This is a genomic window from Vagococcus teuberi (assembly GCF_001870205.1).
In the GTDB taxonomy this organism is placed as follows: domain Bacteria; phylum Bacillota; class Bacilli; order Lactobacillales; family Vagococcaceae; genus Vagococcus; species Vagococcus teuberi.
This window is the reverse complement of record NZ_CP017267.1, coordinates 1,891,758-1,908,414: the sequence shown is the minus strand read 5'-3', so window position 1 is coordinate 1,908,414 and position 16,657 is coordinate 1,891,758. Positions and strand designations below refer to the sequence as shown.

General features: G+C 36.1%; 12 protein-coding genes. 10 read left to right on the top strand and 2 right to left on the bottom strand.

What is annotated here, in order from left to right:
• The first annotated feature begins 56 nt into the window (after nt 1-56).
• Both BHY08_RS09150 and BHY08_RS09145 read left to right on the top strand, forming a co-directional pair.
• Nucleotides 57-620 carry an SGNH/GDSL hydrolase family protein gene (locus BHY08_RS09150; RefSeq protein ID WP_071457570.1) on the top strand — a complete coding sequence of 188 codons (564 nt, stop codon included), beginning with the start codon at nt 57-59 and terminating at the stop codon, nt 618-620.
• A 3-nt stretch (nt 621-623) separates the two neighbouring features.
• Nucleotides 624-1,226 (top strand): class I SAM-dependent methyltransferase, encoded by a 603-nt coding sequence (locus tag BHY08_RS09145; protein ID WP_071457569.1) that lies wholly within the window; start codon nt 624-626, stop codon nt 1,224-1,226.
• A gap of 564 nt (nt 1,227-1,790) precedes the next feature.
• Here the strand turns inward: BHY08_RS09145 and BHY08_RS09140 are convergent.
• On the bottom strand, nt 1,791-3,176 hold the full coding sequence (locus BHY08_RS09140) for an ISNCY family transposase (RefSeq protein WP_071457568.1): 1,386 nt from the start codon (nt 3,174-3,176) through the stop codon (nt 1,791-1,793).
• A 372-nt stretch (nt 3,177-3,548) separates the two neighbouring features.
• Here BHY08_RS09140 and rpoB point away from each other — a divergent pair, with 372 nt between their 5' ends.
• From rpoB to BHY08_RS09110, 6 genes are all read left to right on the top strand, one after another.
• The gene (gene rpoB, locus BHY08_RS09135) at nt 3,549-7,124 is read left to right on the top strand and encodes a DNA-directed RNA polymerase subunit beta (RefSeq protein WP_071457567.1); all 3,576 of its coding nucleotides are present in this window, start codon (nt 3,549-3,551) and stop codon (nt 7,122-7,124) included.
• 45 nt (nt 7,125-7,169) lie between these two features.
• Entirely contained in the window at nt 7,170-10,820 is a 3,651-nt protein-coding gene (gene rpoC / locus BHY08_RS09130; protein ID WP_071457566.1) for a DNA-directed RNA polymerase subunit beta', read from the top strand.
• Between the two features lie 105 nt (nt 10,821-10,925).
• Entirely contained in the window at nt 10,926-11,675 is a 750-nt protein-coding gene (locus tag BHY08_RS09125) for a hypothetical protein (RefSeq protein WP_157093665.1), read from the top strand.
• A 10-nt stretch (nt 11,676-11,685) separates the two neighbouring features.
• Nucleotides 11,686-11,907 (top strand): DUF2829 domain-containing protein, encoded by a 222-nt coding sequence (locus BHY08_RS09120; RefSeq protein WP_071457564.1) that lies wholly within the window; start codon nt 11,686-11,688, stop codon nt 11,905-11,907.
• Nucleotides 11,907-12,656, top strand: coding sequence for a 3-oxoacyl-ACP reductase (locus BHY08_RS09115; protein ID WP_071457563.1), 750 nt, complete (start codon nt 11,907-11,909; stop codon nt 12,654-12,656). Before BHY08_RS09120 ends, BHY08_RS09115 begins: the two co-directional genes overlap by 1 nt.
• A 135-nt stretch (nt 12,657-12,791) precedes the next feature.
• Nucleotides 12,792-13,304, top strand: coding sequence for a QueT transporter family protein (locus BHY08_RS09110; RefSeq protein ID WP_071457562.1), 513 nt, complete (start codon nt 12,792-12,794; stop codon nt 13,302-13,304).
• A gap of 45 nt (nt 13,305-13,349) precedes the next feature.
• Here the strand turns inward: BHY08_RS09110 and BHY08_RS09105 are convergent, their stop codons facing one another.
• Nucleotides 13,350-15,164 (bottom strand): M3 family oligoendopeptidase, encoded by a 1,815-nt coding sequence (locus tag BHY08_RS09105; RefSeq protein ID WP_071457561.1) that lies wholly within the window; start codon nt 15,162-15,164, stop codon nt 13,350-13,352.
• A 96-nt stretch (nt 15,165-15,260) separates the two neighbouring features.
• Here BHY08_RS09105 and BHY08_RS09100 point away from each other — a divergent pair, with 96 nt between their 5' ends.
• Together BHY08_RS09100 and BHY08_RS09095 are read left to right on the top strand one after the other, a co-directional pair.
• The gene (locus BHY08_RS09100) at nt 15,261-15,773 is read left to right on the top strand and encodes a VanZ family protein (protein WP_071457560.1); all 513 of its coding nucleotides are present in this window, start codon (nt 15,261-15,263) and stop codon (nt 15,771-15,773) included.
• Nucleotides 15,774-15,848: 75 nt separating this feature from the next.
• Nucleotides 15,849-16,571, top strand: a complete 723-nt coding sequence (locus BHY08_RS09095) for a YebC/PmpR family DNA-binding transcriptional regulator (RefSeq protein WP_071457559.1) — start codon at nt 15,849-15,851, stop codon at nt 16,569-16,571.
• The last annotated feature ends 86 nt before the right edge of the window (nt 16,572-16,657 follow it).

Below are 16,657 nucleotides of genomic sequence, written 5' to 3'. Positions count from 1 at the left end.
AGTCTAACTGATTATATCATAGATAAACGCTGAGATAATGAAATGAGGTTTGAAAGATGAAAAAAATAATATTATTCGGTGATAGTATAACTGCAGGTTATAAAAATGGTGAAATTGACATTGTTTTAAATACAAAGATCGAACAGTTGTTAAATAAAAAAGTTACGATTATAAATGCGGGAATTCCTGGTGATACCTCTAAGGGTGCGATTAGTCGTTATCAAGATCATGTCATGTCTTATGAGCCAGATATTGTGACGATTTTCTTTGGGGCAAATGATGCTGAAAAACTTTCAGGTATTTCATTATTACAATATGAAGAGAATTTAACTTACTTAGTGGAACAGATTGGTGCAAAAAAGGTCGTGTTGATTGGCCCACCTTATGCTCATCAAATGATGTATCGAAATGAACGCCCATTAGTTGATTTGATGCAATACAATAATGCGGCCCAACGAGTTGCTAAATTATTTAACATAAGCTACATTGATTTATTGGGAGAAATGATTGCCTCTGAAACCCCAACAAGTTATTTACAATCTGATGGATTACATTTTTCAGAGGATGGGTATAATTTATTAGCAAAATTAATAGTAGACACAATTAAAGAAAGAGTGTGAAAAATGACAGCACATTATTATACAAACAAACCTGAAACGGCTCATGACAGGAAAACGTTGACGTACCCATTATTAGGAAAAACATATCAGTTTATTACCGACAGCAATGTTTTTTCAAGAGATAAAGTGGATTTTGGTTCACGCGTTTTAATAGAAGCTTTTTCAGATGATGATTTACCAGAGGGGGACATATTAGATGTCGGCTGTGGTTATGGTCCTATTGGTTTATCTTTAGCAGATTCAACTAAACGCCATGTGCATATGGTTGATGTAAACGAGCGTGCGATGGAATTAGCAAGAGAAAACGCTGAATTAAATGGAATAACAAATACGGAAGTGTATGAATCAAGTGTCTATGATTCAGTGACAAAACAAGATTTTTCAGCTGTTGTAAGTAACCCTCCAATACGAGCAGGAAAAAAAATTGTGCATAGAATTATAGAAGGCGCGAAAGAACATTTACAACCAAATGGTACCTTAACGATTGTTATTCAGAAAAAACAAGGTGCACCGAGCGCGAAGAAAAAAATGGAAGAAGTCTTTGGACAAGTTGAGGTAATTACAAGTTCAAAAGGATATTACATTTTTAAAAGTTATAAAATATAACGTTAAATCCGAACGATTTAATACATAGGAAGCTATTCAAAAAAAGATTTAACGAACGTATTGCGTATGGATAGGAAAAAAGTGGGATAAAAAAATCAGTGAAAATCATTATAATGAAATAGCAGTTCCGTTTAGAGATGGTTTGTTATGAGACTTATACTTCGTTTTGTGTCTATAAGTCAGAACGCGTGTTTAACACACTGTTTTAGTATGAGTAAGGGCATATGAACAACAGGTTCCGATATAATGAAAAGAAAAGAACATTTAGTTGTTTATCTAATGACTTATCTAGGGGAATAGGATTAGGTAAGCAGGGAACGCCAGTCTTGATTAATTGACTCATGTAACTATTTTTTGTAGGGGAAAAATAGTTACGGGTAAGTTTGTTATGAGGGATTGTTTTATGGGGGATGAGCTAGAAGAGATTCTAGCTTTTTTTTTATTGGAAAATGTGTCAATCGAAAATAAAAATGTCCCAAAATGAGGGATCACATTAGCGCAATCTTTACTGCGTAAAATTTGCACTAATGTGACCATTATTGGTAAAATAGGGTACTTTTTGTTTCAGGCTGTTTTTTCAGCCTCATATTCTTCGATAGTACGGTCAATACTTTGAAGATACCTTTTGAAAGACTCAAGTTTCCACGGATGTGACTGTGGTGGAATGTACTTGCGTCTTTCTTTTTTTATATCTGAAGAAACCCCATCAAACTCTTTTGAATAGGTCTCGTGGGTTTTTAATCGTCTAGTAAGATAAATTTTTTCTGCTATATTAACATAAATCTCTCCGTTAAAAGCTTTTATAATTAATGCTTTCGTTTTCCTTGTAAAATATTTGTCGCTACCACCTTCCGTTGGAAGATAAAATTTATTTTGATACTTAATATGATGGCCATTATCGACTATACGATGAGAGACAGTAGCTAGTAATAAATTAATTTCAGCTGTTGTAGGAGAAGTTTCATAAACACTTTCTGCAGTTTTGTGACCAAATTGTCGATTAAACTTTCGAATCCATACAGATAGAAATTGATTAGCCTCCTCTATAGAATGTATGTTTGCTATCTCAAGATCAACAGGCAATCTTGATTGCACTGTCCCATTTAAACGTTCTACACGACCTTTCGCTTGAGGAATAGAGGATGTTTTTATGTCAATACCTAATTGATGACAAGCAAACCCAAACTGCGTGAACGTATCTTCTTCTACAGCTTTCGTTGATTTTCTGTTGTACTCAAAGACGGTTCGTTTATCTGTTAGAAAAGTGACAGGAATCCCTTGTTTTGTCAGAATTTGATGAAGAACATGGTAATAACCATTGAGCGTTTCCTGTTGGTCGAAATAAGCGCCAACAATATTACCTGATGCGTCATCAATAGCTAAATGAAGATGAGTTATTTGATTTCCAAACCAATTATATGAACTAGCATCTAATTGAATTAATTCTCCTTTGTATTTTTTTCTAGGTCGACTAGGATGGGTCTTTTCAGGGAGTTCTAGGTAGTCTTCAGCTCTTGGAACCAATAGGTTCTCTGATTGTTTGGTTTGTTGACTTTCTTGCTTTATTAATTGTTTGAGTCTTCTTTTTGTCTTTTTTTGAGCCTTTGGTGAAAGTATTTTTGCTTTGTATAGGATACTTCTAATTGTAGTATCTGTATAGCAGATATGATGGTCGTTTTTTAGTATTTCAGTAAAATGCTTAATATTCGGTTTAATACTAAACGATTGATAACTAGTGATTATTTGTTGTTTTATTTTTTCAGGCACAGAGTGCTTATTTTTTCTCCCTCGATTTTTATGGACAAATGCTGATTTACCATTTTCCCTGTATGATTTCACTAAACGGTTAATTTGTCGTATAGATAAATTAAGTTCAACACTAGCTCTCTTTTTTTGTTTTTTATTTTCAGCAACAGCTTTAATAACTTGATACTTTTTGGTTTCATTCATTGTTAGGTTTATCCTTTTCATAAAGTTATTCTATCATTTTGGGACATTTTGTCTTTCGACCTACTTAGGACATTATCACTTTCGAGTGATATTCTAGCTTTTTTTTTATTGGAAAATGTTGACAAATAAGTTTTTTTACGCTAGAATGGTTAGTTGCAGAAACCTTTATGTTTTGAATGTTGAAGGCGATGAAATATTGTCCATATGCCTTTATTTTATAGGAAAACAAAAATAGAACGACCATATCAAGATATGTTCAACGTCTATTTTTGGTTTTTTTTTACTTTAAAACACATAAGTAATGAAATTGTTATATTTTTTTAACATTTGTAACATAAGGTATTTTTGAAAAAACTCAGAGGGGTGACTAATTTGGTTGGACACGTAGTGAAATACGGAAAACACCGAGAAAGACGTAGCTATTCTAGGATTAGTGAAGTACTAGAATTGCCAAACTTAATTGAAATTCAAACTGATTCTTATAAGTGGTTTTTAGATGAAGGTTTACGCGAAATGTTTGAGGACATTATGCCAATTACAGATTTTAGCGATAAATTATCATTAGAATTTGTCGATTACGAAATGAAAGAACCAAAGTATACAGTTGAGGAAGCTCGCGCACATGATGCTAACTACTCAGCTCCTATCCACGTAACATTACGTTTGGATAATCAAGTGACAGGAGAAATCAAGTCGCAAGAAGTGTTCTTTGGAGATTTCCCACTAATGACAGAGATGGGAACATTTATTATCAATGGTGCTGAGCGTGTAGTGGTATCACAGTTAGTAAGATCACCCGGAGTTTATTTCAATGAGAAGAAAGAAAAAAATGGACATGAGGGATTTGGAACAACTGTTATTCCTAACCGTGGTGCATGGTTAGAGCTTGAAACAGACGCGAAAAACCTTTCTTATGCTCGTATTGATAGAACAAGAAAAATTCCTTTAACAGTATTAGTTAGAGCATTAGGATTTGGTTCAGATACGACTATTACAGAAATTTTTGGTGAAAGCGAAAGTTTACAATTAACAATTGAAAAAGATATTCATAAAAATTCTAGCGATTCTCGTACGGAAGAAGCGTTAAAAGATGTTTATGAAAGACTTCGTCCAGGCGAGCCAAAGACTGCTGAAAGTTCAAGAAACTTATTGAACTCTCGTTTCTTTGATCCAAAACGTTACGACTTAGCAGCAGTTGGTCGTTACAAAGTAAATAAAAAATTAAGCCTTAAAACACGTTTGTTAAACCAAACGTTAGCTGAAACATTAGTTGATCCTGAAACTGGAGAAATCCTTGTAGAAAAAGGAACAGTTATCACGCATACAGTGATGGATGAATTAGAAAAACATTTAGATAATGGTTTAAACAACGAAACATACTATCCAAGTGAAGATGGTGTTGTAACTGAACCAATGACTGTTCAAGTCATTAAAGTTGTGTCACCAAAAGACCCTGAACGTGTTGTAAACGTCATTGGTAACGGTCAACTTGATGCAGATGTAAGAACAATTCGTCCTGCTGATATTGTGGCTACGATCAGTTACTTCTTAAACTTAATGGAAGATATTGGAAAAGTAGACGATATTGACCATTTAGGAAACCGTCGTATTCGTTCGGTTGGTGAGTTATTACAAAATCAATTCCGTATCGGGTTATCTCGTATGGAACGTGTGGTTCGTGAAAGAATGTCTATCCAAGACACTGAAACACTAACACCACAACAATTGATTAACATTCGTCCAGTTGTGGCATCTATGAAAGAATTCTTTGGTTCTTCTCAGTTATCACAATTCATGGATCAAACTAATCCATTAGGTGAGTTAACGCATAAACGTCGTCTATCAGCTTTAGGACCTGGTGGTTTAACACGTGACCGTGCTGGATATGAAGTACGTGACGTGCATTACTCACATTATGGTCGTATGTGTCCGATTGAAACACCTGAGGGACCAAACATCGGGTTAATCAATAGTTTATCAAGTTATGCGAAAGTAAATAAATATGGTTTCATCGAAACACCATATCGTCGTGTTGACCGTGAAACAAAACGTGTTACAGAACATATTGATTACTTAACAGCTGACGAGGAAGACCATTACATGGTAGCGCAAGCGAACTCTCCATTAAATGAAGATGGTACGTTTGCAGAAGACTTAGTTATGGCTCGTATTCAAAGTGAGAACTTAGAAGTATCAGTTGATAAAGTTGACTACATGGACGTTTCACCTAAACAAGTAGTTGCGGTAGCGACAGCATGTATTCCTTTCTTGGAAAACGATGACTCTAACCGTGCACTTATGGGAGCGAACATGCAACGTCAGGCAGTACCTCTGATTCAACCACGTTCTCCACTTGTTGGAACTGGTATGGAATACAAAGCTGCCCATGACTCAGGAGCAGCACTTTTATGTAAACATGATGGTGTCGTTGAATACGTTGATGCACGTGAAGTACGTGTTCGTCGTAATGACGGTGCTTTAGATAAATATAATGTGATTAAATTCCACCGTTCAAATGCTGGTACAAGTTATAACCAACGCCCTATCGTTAGAAAAGGTGAAATCGTTGAAAAAGGCGATACACTAGCTGACGGTTCTTCTATGGAAGAAGGGGAAATGGCATTAGGACAAAACGTTTTAGTAGCATTCATGACTTGGGAAGGTTACAACTATGAAGATGCGATTATTATGAGTCGCCGATTAGTTAAAGATGATGTGTACACATCTATTCATATTGAAGAATACGAATCAGAAGCACGTGACACAAAATTAGGGCCTGAAGAAATTACTCGTGAGTTACCAAACGTTGGGGAAGATGCACTTAAAAACTTAGACGAAATGGGTATTATCCGTATCGGTGCTGAAGTAAAAGATGGTGATTTACTTGTTGGTAAAGTCACTCCTAAAGGGGTAACAGAATTATCAGCAGAAGAACGTCTATTACATGCAATCTTCGGAGAAAAAGCTCGTGAAGTTCGTGACACCTCTCTACGTGTTCCACATGGTGGAGGCGGTATTGTTCATGATGTTAAAATCTTTACTCGTGAAGGCGGAGATGAGTTATCTCCAGGTGTTAACATGTTAGTTCGTGTGTACATCGTTCAAAAACGTAAAATTCATGAAGGAGATAAGATGGCCGGTCGTCATGGTAATAAAGGGGTAGTATCTCGTATTATGCCAGAAGAAGATATGCCATTCTTACCAGATGGTACACCAGTTGATATCATGTTAAACCCATTAGGGGTACCTTCTCGTATGAACATTGGACAAGTATTAGAGTTGCATTTAGGTATGGCTGCTCGCTCGTTAAACATCCATGTTGCAACACCAGTATTTGATGGGGCAAATGAAGAAGATGTATGGAGTACTGTTGAAGAAGCAGGACTTGCTCGCGACGCTAAGACTGTTCTTTATGATGGACGTACAGGTGAACCATTTGATAACCGTATTTCTGTAGGTGTAATGTACATGCTGAAACTTGCTCACATGGTTGACGATAAGTTACATGCTCGTTCTATTGGACCTTACTCACTAGTTACACAACAACCACTTGGTGGTAAAGCACAATTTGGTGGACAACGTTTTGGAGAGATGGAAGTTTGGGCTCTTGAAGCATACGGAGCAGCTTACACTTTACAAGAAATCTTGACTTATAAATCAGATGACGTTGTAGGTCGTGTGAAAACTTACGAATCTATCGTTAAAGGTGAACCAATTCAAAAACCAGGTGTTCCTGAATCATTCCGCGTACTTGTTAAAGAGTTACAAGCTTTAGGATTAGACATGCGAGTATTAGATGCAGACGATCAAGAGATTGAATTACGTGATATGGATGATGAGGACGATGATTTGATTACTGTTGATGCCTTAGCAAAATATGCTAAAGAGCAAGAAGAAAAAGCATTAGCAGAAAAATCGTTGAAAGATGCACAAGAAAACCAAGAATAATCCAGCTGAATTATTCTGACAGACAAAGAAACGGAGGGACATCTTTTGATCGATGTAAATAAATTTGAAAGTATGCAAATTGGACTAGCTTCTTCTGAAAAAATTAGAAGCTGGTCATATGGTGAAGTGAAAAAACCAGAGACAATAAACTACCGTACTTTAAAACCAGAACGTGATGGTCTTTTCTGCGAGCGTATTTTCGGTCCTACTAAGGACTGGGAATGTGCTTGTGGTAAATATAAACGTATCCGTTATAAGGGAATCGTTTGTGACCGCTGTGGGGTTGAGGTAACACGTTCTAAAGTTCGTCGTGAACGTATGGGTCATATCGAACTTGCAGCTCCAGTAACACATATTTGGTATTTTAAAGGAATTCCTAGTCGTATGGGTCTTGTATTAGATATGAGTCCTAGAGCATTAGAAGAAATCATTTATTTTGCTTCTTATGTAGTCACAGATCCAGGTGACACTAACTTGGAATTAAAACAACTTCTAACTGAACGTGAATACCGTGAAAAACGTCAGCAATATGGCCAAGCATTTAAAGCTGGTATGGGTGCTGAAGCAATCAAACGTTTATTAGAACAAGTTGATTTAGAAAAAGAAGTCGCTGAATTAAAAGAAGAATTGAAAAAAGCGTCTGGGCAAAAAAGAACGCGTGCTATTCGTCGTTTAGATATCTTAGAAGCATTCCGTACATCAGGAAATGATCCTGACTGGATGGTAATGGACGTTGTACCAATTATTCCGCCAGATTTACGTCCGATGGTTCAATTAGAAGGTGGACGTTTTGCAACAAGTGATTTGAATGACTTATACCGTCGTGTCATTAACCGTAATAACCGTTTGAAACGTTTATTAGACTTAAATGCACCAGGAATTATTGTTCAAAATGAAAAACGTATGCTTCAAGAAGCGGTAGATGCGTTAATTGATAATGGTCGTCGTGGCCGTCCAGTAACTGGACCAGGTAACCGTCCACTTAAATCGTTATCTCATATGTTGAAAGGGAAACAAGGTCGTTTCCGTCAAAACTTATTAGGTAAACGTGTTGACTACTCAGGTCGTTCAGTTATCGTTGTTGGACCTTTCTTAAAAATGTACCAATGTGGGTTGCCAAAAGAAATGGCAATTGAATTATTCAAACCATTTGTGATGCATGAATTAGTTAAACGTGAAATTGCAAGCAACATTAAAAATGCAAAACGCCAAATCGAACGTCAAGAAGACGCTGTTTGGGATGTATTAGAAGATGTGATCAAAGAACACCCTGTATTACTTAACCGAGCACCGACTCTACATAGACTTGGTATCCAAGCGTTTGAGCCAGTTTTAGTTGAAGGACGCGCGATTCGTCTTCACCCATTAGTATGTGAGGCGTATAATGCCGATTTCGATGGGGACCAAATGGCGGTTCACGTTCCATTAAACGAAGAAGCTCAAGCTGAAGCACGTATGTTAATGCTTGCTGCTCAAAACATCCTTAATCCAAAAGATGGTAAACCAGTTGTTACACCATCTCAAGATATGGTCCTTGGTAACTACTACTTAACAATGGAAGAACCAGGACAAATTGGTGAAGGAATGATTTTCCGTGACTTAGACGAAGTTGTTCTAGCATGGAGAAACGGTTGTGTCCACTTACATACTCGTATTGGTTTACAAACAAGCTCAATGCCTGAGAAACCATTTACAGAGTGGCAACGTGAACGCATTTTAACAACAACTGTTGGTAAAGCAATCTTTAATGAGATTATGCCACCAGAATTCCCTTACTTAAATGAACCAACTGATTATAACTTGACAGTTCAAACACCTGATAAATACTTTGTTGAAGCTGGATCAGACATTCCTGCATTCATCAAAGAACAACCAGAAGTTGGACCATTCAAGAAGAAAAATCTTGGTAATATTATCGCTGAAGTCTTCAAACGTTTCAAAATTACTGAAACATCTAAAATGTTAGATAGAATGAAAGACTTAGGTTACAAACATTCTACTTATGCAGGTATGACTGTAGGGATTGCCGATATCGTTGTTTTACATGAAAAACAAGCAATGATTGAAGAAGCACATGACCAAGTAGAAAAAGTAACAAAACAATTCCGTCGTGGTTTAATAACAGATGACGAGCGTTATGAACGAGTTATTGGTATTTGGAATGCAACCAAAGATGCTATCCAAGAAAAACTGATGGAAAGTTTAGACGCACGTAACCCAATCTTCATGATGAGTGATTCTGGAGCTCGTGGTAACATCTCCAACTTTACTCAGTTAGCTGGTATGCGTGGACTTATGGCCGCTCCTAATGGTCGTATCATGGAGTTACCTATCGTATCTAACTTCCGTGAAGGGTTAACTGTCTTAGAAATGTTTATCTCGACTCACGGTGCTCGTAAAGGTATGACCGATACAGCCCTTAAGACAGCCGATTCAGGTTACTTAACTCGTCGTTTAGTTGACGTGGCCCAAGATGTTATCATTCGTGAAACTGACTGTGGAACTGACCGTGGTTTAGATATTTCAGTGATGAAAGAAGGAAATGAAATCATTGAAACTCTTGAAGAGCGTATGTTAGGTCGTTACACACGTAAATCAGTGATTCATCCTGAAACAAAAGAAGTGATTGTTGGCGCTAATGAAATCATTACAGAAGACATTGCAAAACAAATAGTTGATGCAGGTATTGAACAAATTACGATTCGTTCAGTCTTCACATGTAATACAAAACATGGTGTATGTAAACATTGTTATGGCCGTAACTTAGCGACTGGTTCTGAAGTTGAAGTTGGAGAAGCAGTTGGTACAATTGCTGCCCAATCAATCGGTGAGCCTGGTACTCAGTTAACCATGCGTACATTCCATACGGGTGGGGTTGCCGGAGACGATATTACTCAAGGTTTACCTCGTATCCAAGAGATTTTTGAAGCACGTAATCCTAAAGGACAAGCTGTTATTTCTGAAGTAGCTGGTGAAGTTATTGAAATTACAGAAGATCAAGCAGATCGTACAAAAGAAGTGATAGTAAAAGGAACAACAGATACAAGAACATATTCTGTGCCTTATACTTCTCGTATGAAAGTTGCTGAAGGTGATATTATTGACCGTGGTACTCCATTAACAGAAGGATCAATTGATCCAAAACAATTGTTAACTGTTAAAGATGTATTAGCTGTTGAAAATTACCTGCTTAAAGAAGTACAAAAAGTTTACCGTATGCAAGGGGTAGAAATCGGAGATAAACACGTTGAGGTTATGGTTCGTCAAATGTTACGTAAAGTAAGAGTTATGGATCCAGGTGATTCAGATATCTTACCAGGTACACTAGTTGATATTAGTGAATTTAAAGACCGTAACTACAACACACTTGTTTCTGGTGGAACACCAGCAACTGGTCGTCCAGTCTTGTTAGGTATCACTAAGGCCTCACTTGAAACAAACAGTTTCTTATCTGCTGCATCATTCCAGGAAACAACTCGTGTCTTGACAGATGCTGCAATTAGAGGTAAAAAAGACCACTTACTTGGATTGAAAGAAAATGTTATCATTGGTAAAATCATTCCAGCTGGTACTGGTATGGCTAAATACCGTAACATGGAACCAAAAGAAGTGGGCGTAGCAAGTGAAAATGTATATAGTATCAGTGATATTGAAGCACAAATGGCTGCTGCAGAAGCGTTAAAAAATCAAGAATAAATTTTAGAACTAGCATAAGTCGAATAGACTTATGCTAGTTTTTTTATCGAGTCGGTTATCATTTCGTGTTAAACTTAGTTTATCAAAATAAAAAATGAGGCGAGTATGATGAAAAAATGGGTAGTATTATTGTTATTATCTTTAGTGTTGGTTGGTTGTAGTCAAAACTCAAATAATGATGAGACGGAAATTAGTCAAACTAGTTCTAGTGAAGAAGCTAGTCAATCAACAACAAAACAAAGTTCAACGACAGAAACATCCGAACAAAGTTCAACTACATCTGAAGAGACAAACCAAAATGGTTCTGGTGAAACAACTCTATCAAAAGAGATGTTTTATCAAACTGGCGTGTTACAAAACATAAATCAGCAATTTTTAAACTGGGCAAGTGATAGAGCGAAGGTTGGAGGCATGGCTGTTACATCTGAGTTTTTTGATCACGGAGCAGCAGGTCGGGGAGATTGGTTTGCTGTAACACCAGATGGACTAGCAATGGCACAAGATCTGGAAAATCCTGGCTATGATTTTTTCCCACTTCATGTCGTAGGTGGTGTAACATTTTATTATTCGATAAATGGTACTCTTGGAGCCACAAATGAGCGTCAACAAAGTTCATTTGCAGCTGGATTTAGTGAAGTAGCTGATACCACTAAACCAATTGTTAAGTATATTCTATGTGATAATGGTATGATTTATGAGTTAAAAAGTGATGTATCATTATCAACTGGTTTTAATGAAGCAAGTGATGAAGGAACTATTCCAAAAAGTCAAATTAACGTAAAAGAGTTTAGTTATTCAGAAGATACAGATGCAATCAGTGAATTACAACGTATATTATCAATAGTAAATAAATAAGGAGAACAATATGACATTTGAAAAAATACTACCAGAATTAAAAGCAGGGAAAAAAGTAATTAGAAAAGGCTGGGGTGGTTTTGAGTTGTATGTCACACTTGTGTCAGGTAAAACATATGACGATTGTCCCGTGACTGATTATTTTTTAATTAAAACAAGTGATGAAGGTTTTTCAAGTTTTGCGCCAACTGTGTGCGATATCTTAGCAGATGATTGGGAGATAGTAGATTAATGAATTCTATTAATTATACAGAGTTTAAAGGGAAAGTAGTCTTTGTCACAGGAGTGGCGTCTGGTATAGGCAAAGAACAAGCTTGTTTGTTTTTAGAGCAAGGGGCATATGTGTTTGGTTTTGATAAAGAAGAAATAGAAAAACAATACTCAGAATCATTTACTTTTTTTAAAGGTGATGTCACTAAAAAAGATGATTTGGAACAAGCAGTTAGTGAGTGCTTAGCGAAGTATCGTAAAATAGATATATTATTAAATACTGCTGGTAAATTGGATGAGTTTAAGCCATTGAATGAAATATCTGAGGAACTATGGGATGTTATCTATGAAACGAACGTGAAAAGTTACTTTCGATTGACTAAATTAATATTACCGATGATGTTAAAACAACAAGGTGGTACGATTATCAATATGGCGTCTATCGCAGGGTTGATTGGTGGTGGGGGTGGTGTTAGTTACACCATGTCAAAACATGCTGTTGTCGGATTTACAAAACAATTGGCTTTAGATTATGCTGAACAAGGGATTCATGTGGTTGGGATTGCACCAGGAGCAATCAAAACGCCAATGAATGCAGCTGATTTTTCAGGAGATGGACACATGGCTAAATGGGTAGCAGATGAAACGCCTTGTAAACGTTGGGCATCGCCTGAAGAAGTGGCTCAATTAACCCTTTTTTTAGCAAGTCAAGCATCATCTTATATACAAGGAAGTATAGTTCCAATTGATGGTGGATGGATGACAAAATAGGATTGTTTTTTTGTAGAAAAAGTGTATCCTATTAATTAGCGAGTTTTCGCACTACAACACTTCGTTGGGAAATATTTCTCACATCCTTTGGTTGTAGTTATTAGCAAGGTAATTCCTTGTAAAGGAGAAATGTAAATGGAAAATAAAAAAGAACAATCTGTTGTGGCGTCTTGGACAACACAAGATACAGCAAAAATGGCCATTGTGGCAGGATTGTATGTTGCAGTGACGTTAGTGTTATCGGTCATTAGTTTTGGTGTGATTCAGTTAAGATTATCTGAAATGTTTAATTATTTGTCACTTTATAACAAACGCTATATAGTTGCTGTGACATTAGGTGTGGCGATAGCCAATGCTTTTTCACCATTAGGAATTATTGATGTATTGGTTGGAAGTATTAGTACGTTTCTAGTATTGGTCATCAATTATGCCATCACGAAACGTATCAACAATATGAAAATAAAAATGGTTGTAACAGCTATGACGTTTGCGATATCTATGTTTACTGTTGCAGGACAACTCACAGTATTATATAATTTACCATTTTTCTATAACTGGCTAATTATTGGCTTAGGAGAACTATTTTCGATGATAGTTGGTGGGGTTATGATATACTGGATGAGTAAAAAAATTGATTTTACTAAATAAACAAACCTCTATGATTGATATTGCTCAATCATAGAGGTTTTTAATTTATTTAACGTAGTCTTCTGTTAATTCTAAGAAAGTATTAACGTCTTGAATCATCATATCAATTCCAGCTTGCCAGAATTCACTTGATGTTAAGTCAACACCTAAATGTTTTTTGGCTAATTCTTCAGTTGTCATTGACGCTGTATCACGTAATAAAGCGATATAGTCATCTTCAAATGATGTTCCTTGTTTTTGAGCGAAGGCATAAATACCTAAGCTGAACAGGTAACCAAATGTGTATGGGAAGTTGTAGAATGGCACATCATCAATATAGAAGTGCAGTTTACTTGCCCAGAAATGTGGATGATAAGAATTCAATGAATCACAGTAGCTTTCTTTTTGAGCAGCGACCATTAAATCAGTGATTTCTGTATCTGTTAAGACTTTTTCTTTTCGTTCAGTATAGAAATTATTTTCAAAAATGAAACGTGCGTGAATGTTCATAAACATCGCTGTGGCGTTTTGCATTTTAATATCAAGTAAATTGATTTTTTCTTCGGCTGATTTAGCTTGTTTAAGCGTTGCGTCAGCGACAATCAGTTCGGCAAAAGTACTAGCTGTTTCGGCTACGTTCATGGCGTAATCTTGACTAACGGATGGTAAATCCCACATCACGTGTGAATGGAAAGCATGTCCTAATTCATGAGCTAATGTAGAGACTTCGTTGATTGATTCACCGTATGTCATGAAGATACGAGATTCTTCATTTTCTGGTAATCCAGTACAATAACCACCTGGACGTTTACCTGGTCTATCTTCTGCTTCAATCCAACTTTTTTCAAAGGCCATTTTAGCAAAGTCAGCCATTTTAGGACTAAATTTATTGAAATTTTCAATAATAAAATCAGCTGCTTCATTGAATGTGTAACGTTTTTCTTCAAACTCACCTAAAATAACAGGTGCATCTTGATCTTGCCAATCCATTTTTTCTTTACCAAATAATTGTGCTTTACGAGTTAAGAAATCAACGAATGGTTGTTTGTTTGCGGCGATTGTTCCCCACATAGCATCCAATGTTTCTTTTTTCATACGGTTATACTCTAATGGAATTTCCAAATGATCAGTGATACCATGTAGTTTGTTATTTGTTAATCGAAATCCATCTAAATGATTTAGGGTGTCTGCAAAAAGTGGTGCATAATTTGCCCAAGTTTTTTCCCATGTATCAAACAAACGTTGTCTAACATCTTTATCAGCGTCTCCCATCATACGGTTAAAAGCTTGACCGGCTGAAAGATACGTTGTTTTACCATCTTCTTCAAATGGAAATTGGATGTTTGCTACGATTGTATCGTAGTGAGAGCTCCAAGCATTGAATCCATCTGTTGATAATTGGTTAATAACGGACTCTTCATTTTCACTTAATAAGCGTTTGCTTTGTTCACGAGCTTCTGTTAAATTAAAAGCCACACCTTGTTTTTTGGCAAAGTCAGAATGAAGAAGTGTGTTCCAAGTATCAGTTGAAAGGTTAGTTAGTTTTTTATTAAATAAGACATTAGCGTTTTTAAAACCAGTCAATTTAGTAAATAAACCAGCTAATACACTACCAGCTTTTTTATTGTTTACATCTGCAGATTGAATGGCATTGACAAAACTAATTGTTTGACCAAATCCTTTAGATAGTTTTTCTTGAACAGTCATGATTGCCTCAAATGTTTGGAAATCAGGCGCATCTGTTTCTGGATTCCAGTCTGTGACAAGTGATTGGTATTCTGTAATCTCGTCATCTAGTAATAATAGGCGTTGTTCTAACTCTTTTGAGTCGATACCTCCGTTAAAAATTGAATCTAAATCCCATGTTATTGAATATGTCATTTTATCTGACTCCTTTCATTATGGTTATATTATACCCTATACTATTAAAAAACAATGATAAAAAAGCAAAAAAATTTAAGATTGGAGAAGTTCATTATGAAAAGTAAATTAAGTCAACCTAAAGTGTATACTGCAATCGCGATTGTGATTATGGTTATTTTATTTTATAGTTCATCAAAAACCTATACAGAGCAAAATTCTGTTCCACTACTTCAAAAGTGGTTGCAAAGTGAGCCATTTGCATCAAAACTTCAAGGAATAATGTTTAATTATGGTGACAGTGAAGTCAGTATTCGAGCAATGGGTTATTTTAAATTTGTTGAATTTTTTATCCGAAAAGCCGCTCATTTTTTTACATTTTTTATTCTAGGGGGAAGTTTGTTTTTAGTGTTACATTCTAAATTAAAGCAATCAATCTGGAGTTTGTTTTTTGCGTGGTTTAGTGCGACAGGTTATGCAGCGATGGATGAATATCATCAAATGCTAACAGGTGATAGAACACCACTTTTTCAAGATGTGATGCTTGATAGTGTTGGGGCGTTAACAGCATGTGTGATGCTAGTGATTTATTTTGGATTTATTCGCAATAGGTCAAAGAAGGTTAGATAAAGGTCTCATTATAGAACAACTTATGTTAAACTAAAGTTATGTATTTTATATTATTTTAGAAAGAGGGGAATTGAAATGGCAGGACATTCAAAGTGGAATAACATTAAGAATAGAAAAGGAGCACAAGATGCTAAACGTGGTAAAGTGTTTCAAAAATTATCACGCGAGATTTATATGGCAGCAAAAAGTGGTGGTCCCGATCTGTCTTCTAACCCTTCATTAAGATTAGTATTAGATAAAGCAAGAACAGCCAATATGCCTAATGATAATATCCAGCGTGCAATCAAAAAAGCAACAAGTGCTGGTGAAGGTGAAAACTATGATGAAGTAGTATATGAAGGATACGGCCCAGCAGGTGTTGCCATTTTGGTTCATACTTTAACAGATAATCGTAATCGTACATCGACTAATGTGCGTGTGGCGTTTAATAAAAATGGTGGTTCTTTAGGAGAATCAGGTTCGGTAGCGTATATGTTTGATCGTAAAGGATATATTGTGATTGAACGTGAGGGACTAGATGTGGATGAAGATACGATGACATTAAGTGTGCTTGAAGCAGGTGGAGACGACATCGAGGTGTCTGATGAAGTATTTGAAATCTACACGGATCCAAGTGAATTTACAGCGGTGCGAGATGCGTTAGAGAAAGATTACACATTAGCGCAAGCAGAATTAACAATGGTGCCACAAACACTGGTTGAATTGAGTGATAGTGACAAAGAAAAATTAGAGAAAATCGTTGATACGTTAGAAGACGATGATGACGTGTCAGAAGTCTTCACATCAGCTGACATGTAAATAAATGACCAACTAGATAACGTCTAGTTGGTTTTTTTGTGTTTTTTAGGTCAATTTCAAAAAAATCGCAAATATAAGTTATGAGA